The organism is Devosia sp. (assembly GCF_028290435.1).
In the GTDB taxonomy this organism is placed as follows: Bacteria; Pseudomonadota; Alphaproteobacteria; order Rhizobiales; family Devosiaceae; genus Devosia.
Genome location: NZ_JAQGJV010000099.1, coordinates 16618 through 32262 on the forward strand (window position 1 = coordinate 16618; position 15645 = coordinate 32262).

The 15645-nt window shown below is 62.2% G+C and carries 12 protein-coding genes and 2 riboswitches; of the genes, 7 read left to right on the plus strand and 5 right to left on the minus strand.

Features of this window, described 5'->3' with window-relative positions; all coding sequences use genetic code 11:
* Positions 1 to 7: 7 nt before the first annotated feature.
* A complete protein-coding gene (locus JWP26_RS22260) occupies positions 8 to 874 on the minus strand; it encodes a hypothetical protein (RefSeq protein ID WP_299733290.1) in 867 nt (288 codons plus the stop codon).
* Positions 875 to 1038: 164 nt separating this feature from the next.
* Between JWP26_RS22260 and JWP26_RS22265 the strand changes: the two genes are divergently transcribed.
* A complete protein-coding gene (locus tag JWP26_RS22265) occupies positions 1039 to 1488 on the plus strand; it encodes a hypothetical protein (RefSeq protein WP_299733293.1) in 450 nt (149 codons plus the stop codon).
* The gene (locus tag JWP26_RS22270) at positions 1489 to 2469 is read left to right on the plus strand and encodes a DUF3592 domain-containing protein (protein ID WP_299733296.1); all 981 of its coding nucleotides are present in this window, start codon (positions 1489 to 1491) and stop codon (positions 2467 to 2469) included.
* A 23-nt stretch (positions 2470 to 2492) separates the two neighbouring features.
* On the opposite strand, the gene JWP26_RS22275 is transcribed toward JWP26_RS22270, so the two are convergent.
* The 3 genes from JWP26_RS22275 to JWP26_RS22285 all read right to left on the minus strand — a co-directional run bounded on the left by JWP26_RS22275 (position 2493) and on the right by JWP26_RS22285 (position 5130).
* Positions 2493 to 3524, minus strand: coding sequence for an aldo/keto reductase (locus JWP26_RS22275; RefSeq protein ID WP_299733298.1), 1032 nt, complete (start codon positions 3522 to 3524; stop codon positions 2493 to 2495).
* A gap of 113 nt (positions 3525 to 3637) precedes the next feature.
* Complete coding sequence (locus tag JWP26_RS22280; RefSeq protein WP_299733301.1) at positions 3638 to 4420, minus strand: SDR family oxidoreductase; 783 nt, start codon at positions 4418 to 4420, stop codon at positions 3638 to 3640.
* A gap of 122 nt (positions 4421 to 4542) precedes the next feature.
* Positions 4543 to 5130: a TetR/AcrR family transcriptional regulator gene (locus JWP26_RS22285; RefSeq protein WP_299733303.1), complete on the minus strand. Its 588-nt coding sequence runs from the start codon at positions 5128 to 5130 to the stop codon at positions 4543 to 4545.
* Positions 5131 to 5226: 96 nt separating this feature from the next.
* Here JWP26_RS22285 and JWP26_RS22290 point away from each other — a divergent pair, with 96 nt between their 5' ends.
* Genes JWP26_RS22290 through JWP26_RS22305 form a run of 4 tightly spaced genes read left to right on the plus strand, consistent with a single transcriptional unit; the run spans position 5227 to position 9404 of the window.
* Complete coding sequence (locus JWP26_RS22290) at positions 5227 to 6975, plus strand: ABC transporter ATP-binding protein (RefSeq protein WP_299733306.1); 1749 nt, start codon at positions 5227 to 5229, stop codon at positions 6973 to 6975.
* Positions 6959 to 8716, plus strand: a complete 1758-nt coding sequence (locus JWP26_RS22295; RefSeq protein ID WP_299733310.1) for an ABC transporter ATP-binding protein — start codon at positions 6959 to 6961, stop codon at positions 8714 to 8716. The genes JWP26_RS22290 and JWP26_RS22295 overlap by 17 nt, the downstream gene beginning before the upstream one ends.
* Before the next feature lie 48 nt (positions 8717 to 8764).
* A complete protein-coding gene (locus JWP26_RS22300) occupies positions 8765 to 8971 on the plus strand; it encodes a molybdopterin-binding protein (RefSeq protein ID WP_299733313.1) in 207 nt (68 codons plus the stop codon).
* Complete coding sequence (locus JWP26_RS22305; RefSeq protein ID WP_299733316.1) at positions 8958 to 9404, plus strand: DUF6314 family protein; 447 nt, start codon at positions 8958 to 8960, stop codon at positions 9402 to 9404. Before JWP26_RS22300 ends, JWP26_RS22305 begins: the two co-directional genes overlap by 14 nt.
* A 3-nt stretch (positions 9405 to 9407) precedes the next feature.
* Here the strand turns inward: JWP26_RS22305 and metE are convergent, their stop codons facing one another.
* On the minus strand, positions 9408 to 11660 hold the full coding sequence (gene metE, locus JWP26_RS22310) for a 5-methyltetrahydropteroyltriglutamate--homocysteine S-methyltransferase (RefSeq protein WP_299733319.1): 2253 nt from the start codon (positions 11658 to 11660) through the stop codon (positions 9408 to 9410).
* A gap of 327 nt (positions 11661 to 11987) precedes the next feature.
* A riboswitch (cobalamin riboswitch) is annotated at positions 11988 to 12176 on the minus strand.
* 126 nt (positions 12177 to 12302) lie between these two features.
* Positions 12303 to 12520: riboswitch (cobalamin riboswitch) on the plus strand.
* A gap of 107 nt (positions 12521 to 12627) precedes the next feature.
* Between metE and JWP26_RS22315 the strand changes: the two genes are divergently transcribed.
* Positions 12628 to 15534 (plus strand): ribonucleoside-diphosphate reductase subunit alpha, encoded by a 2907-nt coding sequence (locus tag JWP26_RS22315; protein ID WP_299733322.1) that lies wholly within the window; start codon positions 12628 to 12630, stop codon positions 15532 to 15534.
* Positions 15535 to 15645: the final 111 nt, after the last annotated feature.

Genomic DNA, 15645 nt, shown 5'->3' on the forward strand with positions numbered 1-15645 from the left:
GGAGCGCCTATTGGCGGGTGTCGTTGAGGTCTTTGAGCTTATCGATTTCGGCGGTGTCGCCATCGAAAAAGCCGGTGGCGGCGTTCCATTGGTACAGCGCGGAATATTGATCGGCGTAGGGGGCCAAGCCGAGGGGTTGGGCGCAGCCGTCCTTGAGGGGGCGGCCGATGTCGTTGATGGTCACCTTGATATCGTCATAGGGGGCGGCGGCGAGCGGCTTCTGTGTCGTCAGGTCGAGGGTTTGCGTGCGCTCAAAGCCGCAAAGGAGGGTGCCGGTGCGGAAGAAGCCGCCGACGCTGCTGAACTTGCCGTTGCGCATGAACAGCACTGCGTCGGCGCTTTGGGTCTGGCCCTCGTTGGCATAATCGCTGCTCGTGACGATGGCTTGATCATGGGCGCCAATGCGGAAGGGCTGGCCGATGGTGACGGTGTCGCCCATGCTGACATCCATGACGTCGAGCAGTTTTGGGCTGGCATCGTCGCTGAAGGCGAGCAGCAGCACCGGATCATCCGGGTTGGTGCGCAGGCCGACGGCCGTCAGGATCAGCAGGCGGTTGGCGCCCTCGGATTGGATGGTTCGGGTCTCGAATGAGGCGAAGCTGACGGTGGTGTCGAAATGGGCGACGAAGGGCTTGCCCATGACGTGGGGGATGGGCTGGGTCGGGGCGGTGCCGGTCGCGATGGTCTCGTTGAGGCGGAGGTCGGGGACCAGTTGGCGTAACAAGTCGGAATAGCGAAGCTCGGGATGGCCCGGCACAACGGTGTTGATATCCGTATAGGTGAATGGCGGTGGCGCGGTCTCGGCGCCGAAGGCCGCAATGGTGCTGAGGGTCAGTGCGAGCAGGGTGGTCCAGGCGCGGCGGATGGGGAACATGAGGTTTCCGGGGATGGCGCATCGGCAGCGCTACAAGTTGATTGGCGAGCAATGCCCTTATGGATGTGAAGCCAGACTGAACGGCCCATTGGGGGGCGCGACAGCTTCGCCCCACTATAGGGACGGCGCCGCTCGAACACCTTGAGCCGGTGCAGGGGGCTTTCATGATTTTCCGTTCAGCGTGCATTCTGGCTTTTGCGAGTGTCGCAATTGCTGCCAATGGGGCGGAGTGCCGGCTCGACCAGGCGCACTATGTCGAGCCGGTATCGGGCGCGACCATGCAGTTTCATGCCAGGTCGCCAGATGACAGCCCGCTGAACGTGGCGATGTTTGACATCACTCTGCCCAATGTTGCCGGCTCATACCCTGGTGATATCACCTGGAATGCCGGCAATAATGCGCGGCCGGACCCCAGTATCGAGGGTCTGCCTGTGAGCACTGCCTACGCAATCGACAAGGGCAAGGTCGGTCTGGTCGACGACAGCGAGATGGCTGCGCCAGAAAGCATTCTTCTCGTCGATTTCGGCCGGGCGCTGCACGACCACGTGCCGTTTATCGAAGCCAATCCGGACAAGTGGTCCTTTGACGTCTTTACGCTGACCGGGTGCCCGTAAATGGAACTGAAATGGTTTTTGTTCGCCATCCTGATGGCCATGGACGGGTTGGTCATGGTGGCCGCGGTGACGAAATATATCGAGGTCAAGCGCGCCAGTATCTGGGCGGCGGTGCCGGGCAGGGTCACCGCATCGCGCTCGGAGGCGCGCACGGTCGACAAGAGCTCGGGGAGTGGCCGCGACCGGGTTGTGGACACCGAAATTCGCAATTTTGCGACGGTGGCCTATGAGTTTCATGCCGATGGCCGGAAGCAGACCGGCAATCGGATCAGCATTGCCCATGACGTGGGGAACTATCAGGTGGCCGAGAAGCTGGCGAAGTATCCCGTCGGCGCCAAGGTGACGGTGTTTTACGATCGCAACAAGCCCAACGACAACGTGCTTGAGCGCGAGATGTCGATGCGCGGGTTTGAGATCACGTTTCTGATCGGCGCGCTGGTTGCGGCGGTGGCCGTGCTGGCCATGCTGCTGACCGAGGATGTGGGGGCGATTGTCGCCCAGTATGTGCCGCAGAACGGGCGCACCTCGGGCGGGATTTTCGTGACGGTGATGGCCGGTTTCATGGCGCTGTTTGCCAACGCCATCTATCAGCGCGGGCAGGCGACGTTTACCTGGCCAAAGGTGGAGGGCGTGGTCGCAACGTCGGGGGTCGATAAGGTGCGCAGCTACTATCTGCGCGGCAACGGGATCACCTATTACTGGTATCTGTTCCGGTCGCGGACGGTCTACGACTACCGCGTCAACGGGGTTGAGTACAAAAGCGATCGCGCCAGCTATGGGGCGCAGACCTACGCCAGCTTTACGCTGCTGGCGAAGCGGGAGGCCGAGCGCTTCGTTCCCGGCGATAGCGTCGATGTCTACTACGATCCGAAATCGCCTGAGCGGGCAGTGCTGGTGCGCGGCGCGCCGGGGCAGTGGCTGGTCTGGGTGGTTGCAGTGGCGCTGTTTGCCCTGGCGGCGCGGCTGATCGGATTGATCTGAGTCGCGTCGCAAGGGCTGGGCGATTATTGGCCGGGAATGCGGCCGGCGAGCTGGCGTTCGACCATCCAGCCGGGATATTCCGGAGGCAGGGCGCTGACGGCGTCGAGACGCTTGAGCTCGTCCTCGGTCAGCTTGACCTCGGTGGCGGCCAGGTTGTCATCGAGCTGCTCGATGGTCTTGGCGCCGATGATGACCGACATGACGTGCTTCTGGTGCAGCACCCAGGCGAGGGCAATGCGGGCCACCGAAACGCCCTTGGCGTCGCCGATCTCGCGCATGACATCGACGGCGTTGAAGGCGCGGTCGCGGTTGACGGGCGGGAAATCGAAATTGGCGCGACGTGCGCCATCGGGACCGCTGCCGTCGCGGTTGTATTTGCCGCTGAGCAGGCCGCCGGCGAGAGGGCTCCACACCATGAGGCCGATTTTCTGGTCGTCGATCAGGGGCACGATATCGCGTTCGAGATCGCGGCCAGCAATGGTGTAATAGGCCTGCAGCGTTTCAAAGCGGGCCCAGCCGTGTTTGTCGGACAGGCCGAGCGCCTTCATGATGCGCCAGGCGGCCCAATTGGAGACGCCAACGTAACGCACATGGCCCTGGCGGACCAGGTCATCGAGCGCGCGGACGGTTTCCTCGACCGGGGTCAGGGCATCCTGCGAGTGGATCTGGTAGAGATCGATGTAATCGGTGTTGAGCCGCTTGAGGCTGGCCTTGACCGCATCCATGATGTGGCCGCGCGAGGAACCGCGATCGTTGGGGCCCTGGCCCATGGCGCCGGTCATCTTGGTGGCGAGCACGATATCGGTGCGCTTGCGGCCGGAGTTGACCATGGCCTTGCCGGTGATTTCTTCGGAGATGCCTTGGGAATAAACATCGGCGGTATCGATGAAATTGACGCCGGCATCGAGGGCGCGGGTCACGATGCCATCGGCGGTCTGCTGATCGAGCTGGCCGATATTGCTCCAGATGCCGCCGCCGGTGCCGCCAAAGGTCATCGTGCCAAGGCAGATTTCGGAAACGAGCAAGCCCGTCCCGCCTAAAGGTTTGTATCGCATTGCGAATTCCGATCTGAATGAGTCTCGCGCGCGGCTGGAGGAGCGGCGGGCGAGACTTATCTTAGCACCGAATTCGGCTGGGAGACTAGGCCGGGTGTTTCGGCCGGTTTCGATCAGGCGGCGTAGCGCGGAGCGGGGCGGTTGCCGACGAGGCCGGTGAGCAGGCTCGTGCGGGCTTCGATCAGGCGGGCGTAGTCACCGTCATTGTGCTGGGACGGGATGGTGACGAGTTCCTTGCGGTCGAGACCGGCGAGGGCGGCGTCGACCAGGTCATCAACTTCCATCACCAGTTCCGGAGGAATGCCGGCGCCGTTGCCGATCATCGGGGTGCGGGTGTAGCCGGGCAGCACGGCCTGGACCTGGATGCCGAGCGGGGACAGTTCGAGATCAAGCGAGTGGGTAAAGCTGAGGACGTAGGCCTTGGTGGCGCCATAGGATGCGGTCTGCGGGGTATCCAGCAGGGCCAGAACCGAAGCAACATTGACCAGAGTGCCGCGGCCTTGCTTGACGAAATTGGCCGATGCGGCGCTGGCGAGGCGGGTGAGGGCGGTGACGTTGACGTCGAGCATGGTCTCGATGTCGTCGAGATTAGCCTCAGCCAGCGGGCCGCCGGCATAGATGCCGGCATTGTTGACGAAGAGCGTGATGGCGGCGTCGTCGCGGAGGCGGGCCTCGACCTTATTGCGGTCGGCGGCATTGCCGAGTTCGGCGCTGATGGTTTCGATGTTGCGGCCGGTTTCGGTGGAGAGGCGCGTGGCGAGGGCGCCGAGGCGGTCGACATTGCGGGCGACCAGGATCAGGTCATAACCGCGCTTGGCGAGGCGGTCGGCATAGACTTCGCCGATACCGGAGGACGCGCCGGTGATCAGGGCGGTGCCGAGGGATGAGTTGGACATGGAAATTCTCCGTTAAGCCCAGCGCCAGCAGGAGCGGCGCAATACCGAACGGTTCGTCCGGCTCCAATTAGATTATGATCGTCATCTAAATCGGCAAGGGGCTGGGCCGGATATTTTTTGGTCTATTCGGGCTTGGGGGAAACCACGCCCAAGGCGGCGGTCAGCAGATCGTCGGAAATGGCATTGCCGCGCGTGGCGCGCGACAGCAACAGCGCGCCAACCATGGTGGAGAGTTTGACCAGCGCCTGCTGATGCGCGTCGGGGCTGGTATCGCCCTGCGCCGCCTGCAATTCGCTGACCATTTGCTCGACGCCAGTGACATAGGCCTGTTGCGCGACGCAGCCGCAATCGGCGCGCGCGACGTCGCCGGCCAGCGCCGAGGTGGCACAGCCGGTGCCGGGATTGTCGCGGTGGGCGGGTGACAGGTAGGTGGCCAAGAATTCGCGCTGGGCGCCGGTGGGGTCGTTTGGGTGATTGGTCGCGGAAGCCTCCAGCAGGCCATCGACCGCGCCAAAGGCGCGCTCGAATGCGACGGGGGCCAGCGCCTCCTTGGAGGCGAAATGCTTGTAGAAGCCGCCATGGGTCATGCCGATTTCGGCCATCAGTTCGGGTATGCTGACGGCATCGAGACCCTTCTCGCGCGCCAGCCTTGCGGCGGCGTCGATAATGGCTTCGCGGTGCTTCTCCGTATCCTGGCGCGATGAGCGCATGGCTTGTTCCTCAATCCAGCCACCATGATATAGGAGAGCCGACCGGATTTTGCATCTGCAGTCTGGCGAGTCGCATTGGCCGGGAAAAGGCGCCGCATGTCTGTTCAAGAAGGGCGCAAGGGCAAGCCCAGTTCCGGCGGCCTGTTGCCGCTATTGATCCCCTATTGGCCATGGATCGCGCTGCTGGTGGCGCTGACCATCGCCAGCAATGCGCTGAACCTGGTTGGACCGCAACTGATCGCGCGGGCAATCGACAGCGTTGGCGGGGCAGATTATTCGCTGACGACGCTGATTGAAGAGTTCCTGACGCTGGCGGCGGGCGTGTTCGTGCTGACCTATGGGCAGTCGATCGTGCAGACTGTGGCGGCCGAGCGGGTGGCGCGCGATTTGCGGGCGCGGCTGGTGGATACGATTTCGCGGCAGGACTTTGCCTATGTGCAGACGGTGACGCCGTCGCGGCTGCTGACCAATCTGACGTCCGACGTCGATGCGGTCAAATCGTTCGTGTCGCAGGCGATTTCGTCCATCGTGTCTTCGTTTTTCCTGATCATCGGTGCCAGCGTGCTGCTGCTGCTGATCGACTGGCAACTGGCGGTGGCGGTGCTGACCGTGGTGCCGGTCATCGGGTTCAGCTTCTATTATGTGCTGAGCCGGGTGCGAAAACTGTTCCGCAAGTCGCAGGAGGCGATCGACTGGCTGAACAAGGTGATCAACGAGAGCATCCTGGGCTCTTCGCTGATCCGGCTGCTGAACTCGCAGGCCAGCGAATATACTAAGTTTCTGGAGGCCAATAGCGAGGCCAAATCGATCGGCATGAGCATTTTGCGCATGTTCTCGACGCTGATCCCGGTCATCACGTTCTGCACCAATCTGGCGACGCTGGTGATCGTGGCGTTCGGTGGGCATCTGGTGATTTCGGGCACCATGACGCTGGGTGATTTCACCGCGTTCAACAGCTATCTGGGCATCCTGATTTTCCCCATTATCATCATCGGTTTCATGAGCAATGTGGTGGCGCAGGCCTCGGCATCCTATGAGCGCATCGCCAAGGTTCTGGTGAGCCAGGCGCCCAAGCCGTGGGGCAATGTGACCGCGGAATTGCGCGGCGATATCGCTGTCGAGCACCTGACAGTGCGCTATGGACAGCGTGATGCGCTGGACGATGTCAGCCTGGTGGTGAAGGCTGGGACGCGCACGGCGGTGATCGGGCCGACGGCGGCGGGCAAGACGCAATTGCTGTTTGCGATCAGCGGGTTGATCGTGCCCGATAGCGGGAGCATCAAAGTCGATGGGCGCAAGCTGACCGATTATGACAAGCAGGCGCTGCATCGGCAGGTCGGGCTGGTGTTTCAGGACAGCGTGACGTTCAACCTGTCGGTGCGCGAGAATATCGCGTTCAGCGCCGTGGTGGATGATGCGAGCTTGGCCAAGGCGGTGGAGACGGCGGAGCTGGAGGATTTCATCGGCACGCTGCCGGCGGGGCTGGATACGGTGATTTCGGAGCGCGGCACCAGCCTGTCGGGTGGGCAGAAGCAGCGCATCATGCTGGCGCGGGCGCTGGCGCTCAATCCCAAGGTGCTGTTGCTGGACGATTTCACGGCGCGGGTGGATGCGCGAACGGAGAAGAAGATCCTGGCTAATGTGAGCGCCAATTATCCGGGCATCACGCTGATCTCGGTGACGCAGAAGATCGGGCCGGTGGAGGACTATGACCAGATCGTGCTGCTGATGGAGGGCAAGGTGCTGGCCGAGGGCACGCATGCGCAACTGATGCACCGCTCGCCCGAATACGTGCAGATTTATAGCTCTCAGCAAAGCACCGAAGACTATGAACTACAAGCTTAACACCAAGGACGCCAGCGAGAGCAAAGAGTCGATCTGGACCGGTCTGGCCCGGCTGCTCCCGCTCATGGCCGATGAATGGCGCAATATCGGGGTCGCTTTTTCGGCGATCGCGATAACCTCGGCGATGACGCTGACATCGCCGTTCATCATCGGTCACATCGTGGATCAGTTCATTTCCAAGGGCGACTATACGGGCGTGCTCACCTGGTCGGGGCTGTTGCTGGCGGTGTTCCTAGTGCAGTTGGTGTCGAGCTATACGCAGACGCGGACGATGGGTGGGGTGGGGCGGCGTATCCTGTTCAACCTGCGCAATGCGATTTTCACCAAGCTGCAGGAGTTGCCGGTTGCGTTCTTCAACCAGAACCGTTCGGGCGACCTGATCTCGCGCATCAACAATGATACCGACAAGCTGAACCAGTTTTTCGCCCAGGCGCTGATGCAGTTTCTGGGCAATGCGTTCTTGATCGTCGGCGCGGGCATCCTGCTGCTGGTGCTCAATATCAAGCTGGGCGCGGCGGCGCTGGTGCCGGCGGTGCTGGTGCTGATCGCCACGCAATTGCTGTCCCCCTGGGTCAAGCGCGCCAGCTTTAAGAGCTTGCAAACGCTGGGCGGGTTGAGCGGGGAAGTGCAGGAGAGCCTAGCCAATTTCAAGGTGATCGTGGCGTTCAACCGGCTGGATTACTTCCGCGAGAAGTTCGCCGTTGCCAATGAGGTCAACTATTCGGCCTCTGTCAGCGCGGGGGTGGCGAGCAACGTGTTCCTGCCGCTGTATGGCCTGGCGGCGACGCTGGGCACGCTGATCGTGCTGGGTTACGGCATCATTTTGATCGATGCGGGCGATATGACCACAGGCCTGCTGATCGGGTTTTTGCTCTACGTCACCAATTTCTACAATCCGCTGCGGCAGTTGGCGTCGATCTGGTCGTCGCTGCAATTGGCGCTGGCGGGGTTGGACCGCATTTCCGAAGTGCTGGCGCTGCAATCGGACATGGTGGTGGTGCCTTCGGATGCGGTCGTGTCGGATGCGGTGATGGCGTTCGAGAACGTGTCGTTCCGCTATCCCGATGGCAAGGATGTGCTGAGCGGGATCAATTTCGCGCTGGAACGCGGCAAGACTTATGCCCTGATTGGGCCGACCGGCGGTGGCAAGACCACGACGGCGTCATTGATGGCGCGGCTCTATGATCCGAGTTCGGGCACGGTGCGGCTCGATGGCAAGGATATTCGCGCCTATACGCCAGAGGAGCGCGCGGCCAAGATCGGCTTTATCCTGCAGGAGCCATTCCTGTTCACCGGAACGGTGCGCGACAACATTATCTATGGCAATCCGGCCTATATCGGAAAGCCGGACGAGGTGCTGATGGCAACGCTGGAAAGCGCCGGGCTGAACAGCCTGCTGTCGCGCTTCGAAGGTGGGCTCGATACCTCGGTGTCCTCGAGCGGCGATGCGATGAGCTTGGGGCAGAAGCAGCTGATCGCTTTTATCCGGGCGGCGTTGCGCAATCCGGAATTGCTGATCCTCGATGAGGCGACGGCCAATATCGATACGGTGACCGAGCAATTGCTGGAGGATATTCTCAAACGCCTGCCGGCGAGCACGACCAAGGTGATCATCGCGCACAGACTCAACACCATCGACAATGCAGACGCGATTTTCTTCGTTAATGCGGGGACAGTGACGCTGGCGGGATCGATGGAAAGCGCGGTTGACATGCTTTTGAACGGCACCATGCAAAGCTGACGCAGCTCATGCTAGTGTCGGCATTATCGCAAGCGAAGGAAGAAGCTCATGAAGATCAGCGCCAGAAACCGCCTCAAGGGCGTCGTCACCGAAGTCGTCAAGGGCGCGACCACGGCCCATGTGCGGATCGATGTTGGCGGCTCGATCGTCACGGCGTCGATCACCAATGAGGCGGTGGATGAGCTGGGCCTGAAGGTAGGGCAGAGCGCTTATGCGATCGTCAAAGCCTCCGACGTCATGGTTGGCGTCGACTGATCGCGACGTGCAGGCGGGCGATTTACGGGGCCTGGTCGGCGACTGGTCGTTCAGGCGATCGGTGACGGGCGGATCGATCATGACGGGGCAGGCGACGTTCGGTCGGGTCGGCGATAATTGCCTGAACTATGCCGAGACGGGGACGCTGACCCTGGCGGATGGCAAGGATTATGCGTTCGAGCGGCGCTATATCTACGAGCTGCGCGGCGGCGGCTTTCGCGTGATGTTTGACGAAAAGCCGCCGCGGCTGTTTCAGGATGTCGATCTTGACCTGAGTGGTGGCGCATTGATCGGCGGCGGCTTTCACAATTGTGCCCCCGATGTCTATGCCTCCACGTACCGGTTCGATCTGCCCGTTGGGTTTCGCATTGCCCACGATGTGAGCGGGCCGCGCAAAGCCTATGGTATCGTCACAGACTATGCGCGGCGCTAGCGACTAACGGCGCAGGGCTTTGGCAGTCACGACGAGGTTTTCCAGCGCCGCCTCGACTTCGGGCCAGCCGCGGGTTTTCAAGCCGCAATCCGGATTGACCCAAAGTTGGTCGGCGGGGATGCCTTCGGCTGCCTTGCGCATCAGGGCTTCCATATCGGCCTGGCTGGGGACGCGCGGGGAGTGAATGTCCCAGACGCCGGGCCCGATCTCGTTGGGATATTTGAAATCGCGGAAGGCTTCGAGCAGTTCCATATCGGAGCGCGAGGTTTCGATGGAGATGACATCGGCGTCCATCTCGGCGATGGCGGGCATGATGTCGTTGAACTCGGCATAGCACATATGGGTGTGGATCTGGGTGGCGTCGGAGACCCCGGAAGCGGAGGCGCGGAAGCAGTCGACGGCCCAGCGGAGGTAGGTGTCCCAATCGCTGTGGCGGAGCGGCAGGCCCTCGCGCAGGGCAGGCTCGTCGATCTGGATGATGCCGATGCGGGCTGTCTCCAGATCGATGACCTCGTCGCGGATGGCGAGGGCGATCTGGCGGCAGGTTTCCGAGCGGGGCTGGTCGACGCGCACGAAGCTCCATTGCAGGATGGTCACCGGGCCGGTGAGCATGCCCTTCATCGGGCGGTCGGTGAGTGAGGCGGCGTAGGCGGACCAGCGGACGGTCATGGGGGCAGGGCGGCTGACATCGCCATAGATCACTGGCGGCTTGACGCAGCGGGAGCCATAGGACTGGACCCAGCCATTGCGGGTGAAGGCGAAGCCGTCGAGCTGTTCGCCAAAGTATTCCACCATGTCGTTGCGCTCGAATTCGCCATGCACCAGCACGTCGAGGCCGATGCGCTCCTGGATGCGGACGGCGCGTTTGGTTTCGGCTTCGAGGAAGGCGTCGTAGGTCCTCTGGTCGATCTGGCCTTTTTTGAAGGCGGCGCGCTGTTCGCGGACTTCGGCGGTTTGGGGGAAGGAGCCAATGGTTGTGGTGGGGAATGCGGGCAAGTTGTAGCGCTGGCGCTGCAAGGCGCGGCGGGTCGAGAAGACGCCGCCGCGACCGAGGGCAATTTTGGCGGCGGCGCGGGCTTTGACCGCGGGCTTATGGATGCGGGTTGAGGCCTTGTGCGCGGCGACGGCGGTGGCGCTGGCATGGAAGGCGGGTTTGGCGGCGCTGCGGCCCTTTTGCATGGCCAGGGTGAGGGCGGAGACTTCGGCCAGCTTTTGTTTGGCGAAGGCAAGCCAGGAGCGCAGTTCGTCGTCCAGCGCGGTTTCGCCATCGAGATCGACCGGGATGTGCAGCAGGGAGCAGGAAGGGGCGATTTCCAGGCGATCGGGGCCGATGGCGTCCCAAGCGGTGGTGATCAGGGCCAACTGCTTGTCGAGATCGGCACGCCAGATATTGCGGCCGTCGATGACGCCTACGGACAGAGTTTTGTCCGTGTCGAGCAGCTTGAGGACGCGGGGCAATTGCTCGGGCGCGCGGACAAGATCGATGTGCAGGCCATCGACGGGGAGTTGGGTGGCGAGGTCGGTATTGTCGCCCAGGGCGTCGAAGTAGGTCGCCAGCATGATGCGCGGGCCGGGGGTGGAAAGGGCGGCGTAGGCTTGGCACAGGGCGTTTTTCTGGGAGTCGGAGAGATCGAGCACGAGGATGGGCTCGTCGATTTGCACCCAAGTGGCGCCTTCGGCTTTGAGGGCGGCGAGCAGTTCGGCATAGACGGGCAGCACGTTATCGAGCAGCGATACGGGATCGAGGCCGTCGTCCTTGGACTTGGCGAGGCTGAGCCAGGTCACCGGGCCGACCAGCACCGGGCGAGTGTCGATGCCCAAAGCCTTGGCTTCGCGATAGTGGTCGAGCGCCTTGGTGGTGGCGAGATGGAAGCGCTGGCCGGCGTGCAACTCCGGGACGATGTAGTGGTAATTGGTGTCGAACCACTTTGTCATCTCCATGGCCGGGGCAGCGGCGGTGCCGCGGGCCATGGCGAAATAGAGCTGATCGGGATCGGCTATGCCGGCAAAGCGCGGCGGGATGGCGCCGAGCATGGCGGTGGTATCGAGCATGTGGTCGTAATAGGCGAAATCATTGGAGGGGATGATGTCGATGCCGGCATCGCGCTGGAGCTGCCAGTGGCGGGCGCGGAGGGCCTGGCCGGTGGCGTGGAGCGCGGCGGCGTCGGTCTCGCCTTTCCAGTAGGATTCGAGGCTCTTTTTCAGCTCGCGGTGGAGGCCGATGCGGGGAAAGCCGAGATTGGCGGATTTGGTCATGGTGGTGCCGATGCAAGGTTACGCGCCCGCCGGCGGGCCAAAGGGCCGCCACGGTCAGGGCGTCGAAAAATGGGGAGACCAATCGCTATTCAGCTGATGCTGGCCTGCAAATGCCGGTTTTCTGCGCTTCCGGTCCTCACGTACCCAAACGTACGCTCCGGTCCGGTTCTCGAAAACCGACATTTTCGGCTCAGCCTGAGCTGACTATCGATCGGTCCCAGGTTCGGAGCGTCAGGAGCGACGCATTCGGAACCTGGGCATTGATACAATCGGCAGCGGGTAGATCGTCATAGCATGTCCTCGACCAGTCCACCCGACCGGCGTCACGTGAGCGTTCAATCCCAAGGTAGGTCTCCTGGCTCGCGGGTATCGCCGGATGCTCGCCTTCCCAGCTTGCGCCAGTGGCTCGATGAGCACCCGTCACCGCCTACAGTTGCGGGGGCAGCTCCGGACTGGGCATTGGCCGCACCGGATTCCCTGTTATCCCTTGCGGGGACCATTGGGCAGGGTGAGCATGCAATAGGGGCGGCAGGGCTGTCAATCGGGATATAAAGATTTCTTTATATCTCCGCTTTCCACAGTGGCGATCGCGTTGCGACAGAATCTGTCACAAGCCATTGACGCGAATCATGCGCGGGAACACTATATGTGGTGTGTCGTGGTCATCCGGGTCGCAAGGACGGGTGATAATAGGGAAGCTGGTGCGAACTTCGGTTCCAGTCCAGCGCTGCCCCCGCAACTGTGAAAGCGTGCTCCCCGGAGCGTTTCCAGGAAAAGTGGACACCACTTTTCCGGTTCGGAAGCGCGACAATCCGGAAAATCACGTCAGCCAGATACCTGCCACGACAGGTTAATTCGTCCACGGCGGGGTGTCCGGTTGGTCGCATGCGAAACTGTGGCCCGTTGTTGGCCAGTTCGCGCGCGTCCCCCATCCCCGCTTCCACCTACGGGGTCTCTGGGGGTCCACATGACTGAACTCGATATTATTGAGCGCGCCGACGATGCTGTCGCGCCTTTCGCCTATGACGCTGCGGAGCGCCGGCCTGCGGCCGAGCCGGGCTATTCCATCATCAAGCGCAATGGCGGCACGGTGCCGTTCGATCCGTCCAAGATCGCGGTGGCGCTGACCAAGGCGTTTTTGGCGGTCGAAGGCAACAAGGCGGCCGCTTCGCGCCGGGTGCACGAGATTGTCGAGGGGCTGACGGGGGAGGTGTTTGCAGCGCTGACGCGGCGGGCCAAGGACGGGCGCGTGTTCCATATCGAGGACGTACAGGACCAGGTCGAGCTGGCGCTGATGCGCGGGGAGCACCAGAAGGTGGCGCGGGCCTATGTGTTGTATCGCGAGGAACACGCCAAGGCGCGCGCAGCGACCCAGCCGGTGGTAACTTCGACCTCGGCGCTGAGCATGACGCTGTCGGATGGCACTCTGGTGCCGCTGGATGAAGCGAGGTTGGCGACGGTGGTTGGCGAGGCTTGTGACGGGCTGGAGGGCACGTCGGCCGAGACCATTCTGGAGGAAACCCGGCGCAACCTCTACAACGGCATTTCGCTGGATGAGCTGGCGCTGGCGCCGATCCTGGCGGCGCGGACGCTGGTGGAAACCGAGCCGAATTATGCGCTGGTATCGGCGCGCCTCTTGCTCGACAAGCTGCGCCGAGAGGCGCTGAGCTATATCTCCGGGCGCACCGAACTGGCGACGCAGGCCGATATGGCGACGCGCTATGCGGAGTATTTTCCGGACTATCTGGCAGTTGGCATCAAGGCCGAATTGATCGACCCGGAACTGGCGCGGTTCGACCTCAAGCGCATCGCGGCGGCGATCAAGCCGGAGCGAGATATGCAGTTCCAGTATCTGGGCCTGCAGACGCTCTATGACCGGTATTTCCTGCATGTCGAACGCACTGTGTTCGAGCTGCCGCAGGCGTTTTTTATGCGCGTGGCCATGGGTTTGGCGGTGCGCGAGATCGATCGCGAGGCGCGGGCGATCGCGTTTTATGACCTGCTGTCGAGCTTCGATTTCATGGCTTCGACGCCAACGCTGTTCAATTCGGGCACGCTGCGGCCGCAGCTTTCCTCGTGCTTCCTGACTACGGTGGCCGATGACCTCGACGGCATCTTCAAGGCGGTGAAGGACAATGCGCTGCTGGCCAAATATTCGGGCGGGCTGGGCAATGACTGGACGCCGGTGCGCGGGCTGGGCGCGCATATCAAGGGCACCAATGGCGAGAGCCAGGGCGTCGTGCCGTTCCTGAAGGTGGCGAATGATACGGCGATTGCGGTCAACCAGGGCGGCAAGCGCAAGGGGGCGGTCTGCGCGTATCTCGAGACCTGGCATGTCGACATCGAGGAGTTCCTCGACCTGCGCAAGAATACCGGTGACGACCGCCGCCGCACGCATGACATGAACACCGCTAACTGGGTGCCGGATCTGTTCATGGAGCGCGTCGAGGCGGGGGCGGACTGGACGCTGTTTTCGCCCGACGAGGCGCCGGACCTGCATGATCTTTATGGGCCGGCATTCAAAGCGGCTTATGAGGGCTATGAGGCCAAGGCGGCAGCGGGTGGGCTGAAGGTGCATCGCACGGTCAAGGCGCTCGACCTGTGGCGCAAGATGCTGACCATGATCTTCGAGACCGGGCATCCGTGGATCACCTTCAAGGACCCGTGCAATATCCGCTCGCCGCAGCAACATGTGGGCGTGGTGCATTCGTCGAACCTGTGCACCGAGATCACGCTCAATACGAGCAAGGACGAGGTGGCGGTGTGCAATCTCGGCTCCATCAACCTCTTGGCGCATATCGGGCCGAACGGGCTGGATATGGCGCGGCTCAAGCACACGGTCGATGTGGCCATGCGCATGCTCGACAATGTGGTGGACATCAATTTCTACACCATTCCGGAGGCACGAAAGTCCAACCTGCGGCATCGGCCGGTTGGGTTGGGGCTGATGGGATTTGCCGATGCGCTGCAGGTGCAGGGCATTGCCTATGCGTCCGACGCAGCGGTGGAATTTGCCGATAGCTCGATGGAGGCGATCAGCTATTTTGCGATTTCGGCGTCGACCAATCTGGCGGAGGAGCGGGGGGCTTATGCGAGCTTCCGAGGGTCGCTGTGGAGCCAGGGCATTTTGCCGATCGATAGCCAGGAATTGCTGGCGAGAACGCGCAGCGAGATCAATGTGGACCGCACCCAGCGGCTGGATTGGGAGACGTTGCGGGCTCGGGTGAAGAGCGTTGGGATGCGCAATTCCAACACGATGGCGATCGCGCCGACGGCGACGATTTCTAACATTTGCGGGGTGAGCCAGTCGATCGAGCCGGGCTATCAGAACCTCTATGTGAAATCGAACATGAGCGGCGATTTCACGGTGGTGAATGCGCACCTGGTGCGTGACCTCAAGGCGCGCGGGCTGTGGGACACGGTGATGATCTCGGACCTCAAATATTTCGATGGGTCGGTGGGGCAGATCGACCGGGTGCCGGACGACATCAAGGCGATTTACGCCACGGCATTCGAGATGGATTCTGCGTGGATCATTGCGGCAGCGTCGCGGCGACAGACGTGGATCGACCAGGCGCAGTCTTTGAACCTGTATCTTGCAAATCCGTCTGGCAAGGCGCTGGACCAGCTCTATCGGTCGGCGTGGAAGGCGGGGCTAAAGACGACGTATTACCTGCGGTCGCGCTCGGCGACGCATGTGGAGAAGTCGACGCTGAAGGGGACTGATGGGAAGCTGAACGCGGTGGCGGTGAGTGGGCCAATGGTGGCGGCGCCGGTAGTTAAAGCGGCGTCACTACGCACGTCGCTGATCATGCCGGTGATCGATGGGCCGGCTTGTTTGATCGACGATCCCGACTGTGAGGCTTGTCAGTAAGAAGGAACGAGATGGTGCAGTCGATACCCTCCCCCTTGCGGGCAGGGATTAAGGGTGGGGGACGGTTGGCCCCATACCAACATCGTGGCTCCGAACACCCCCACCCATCCT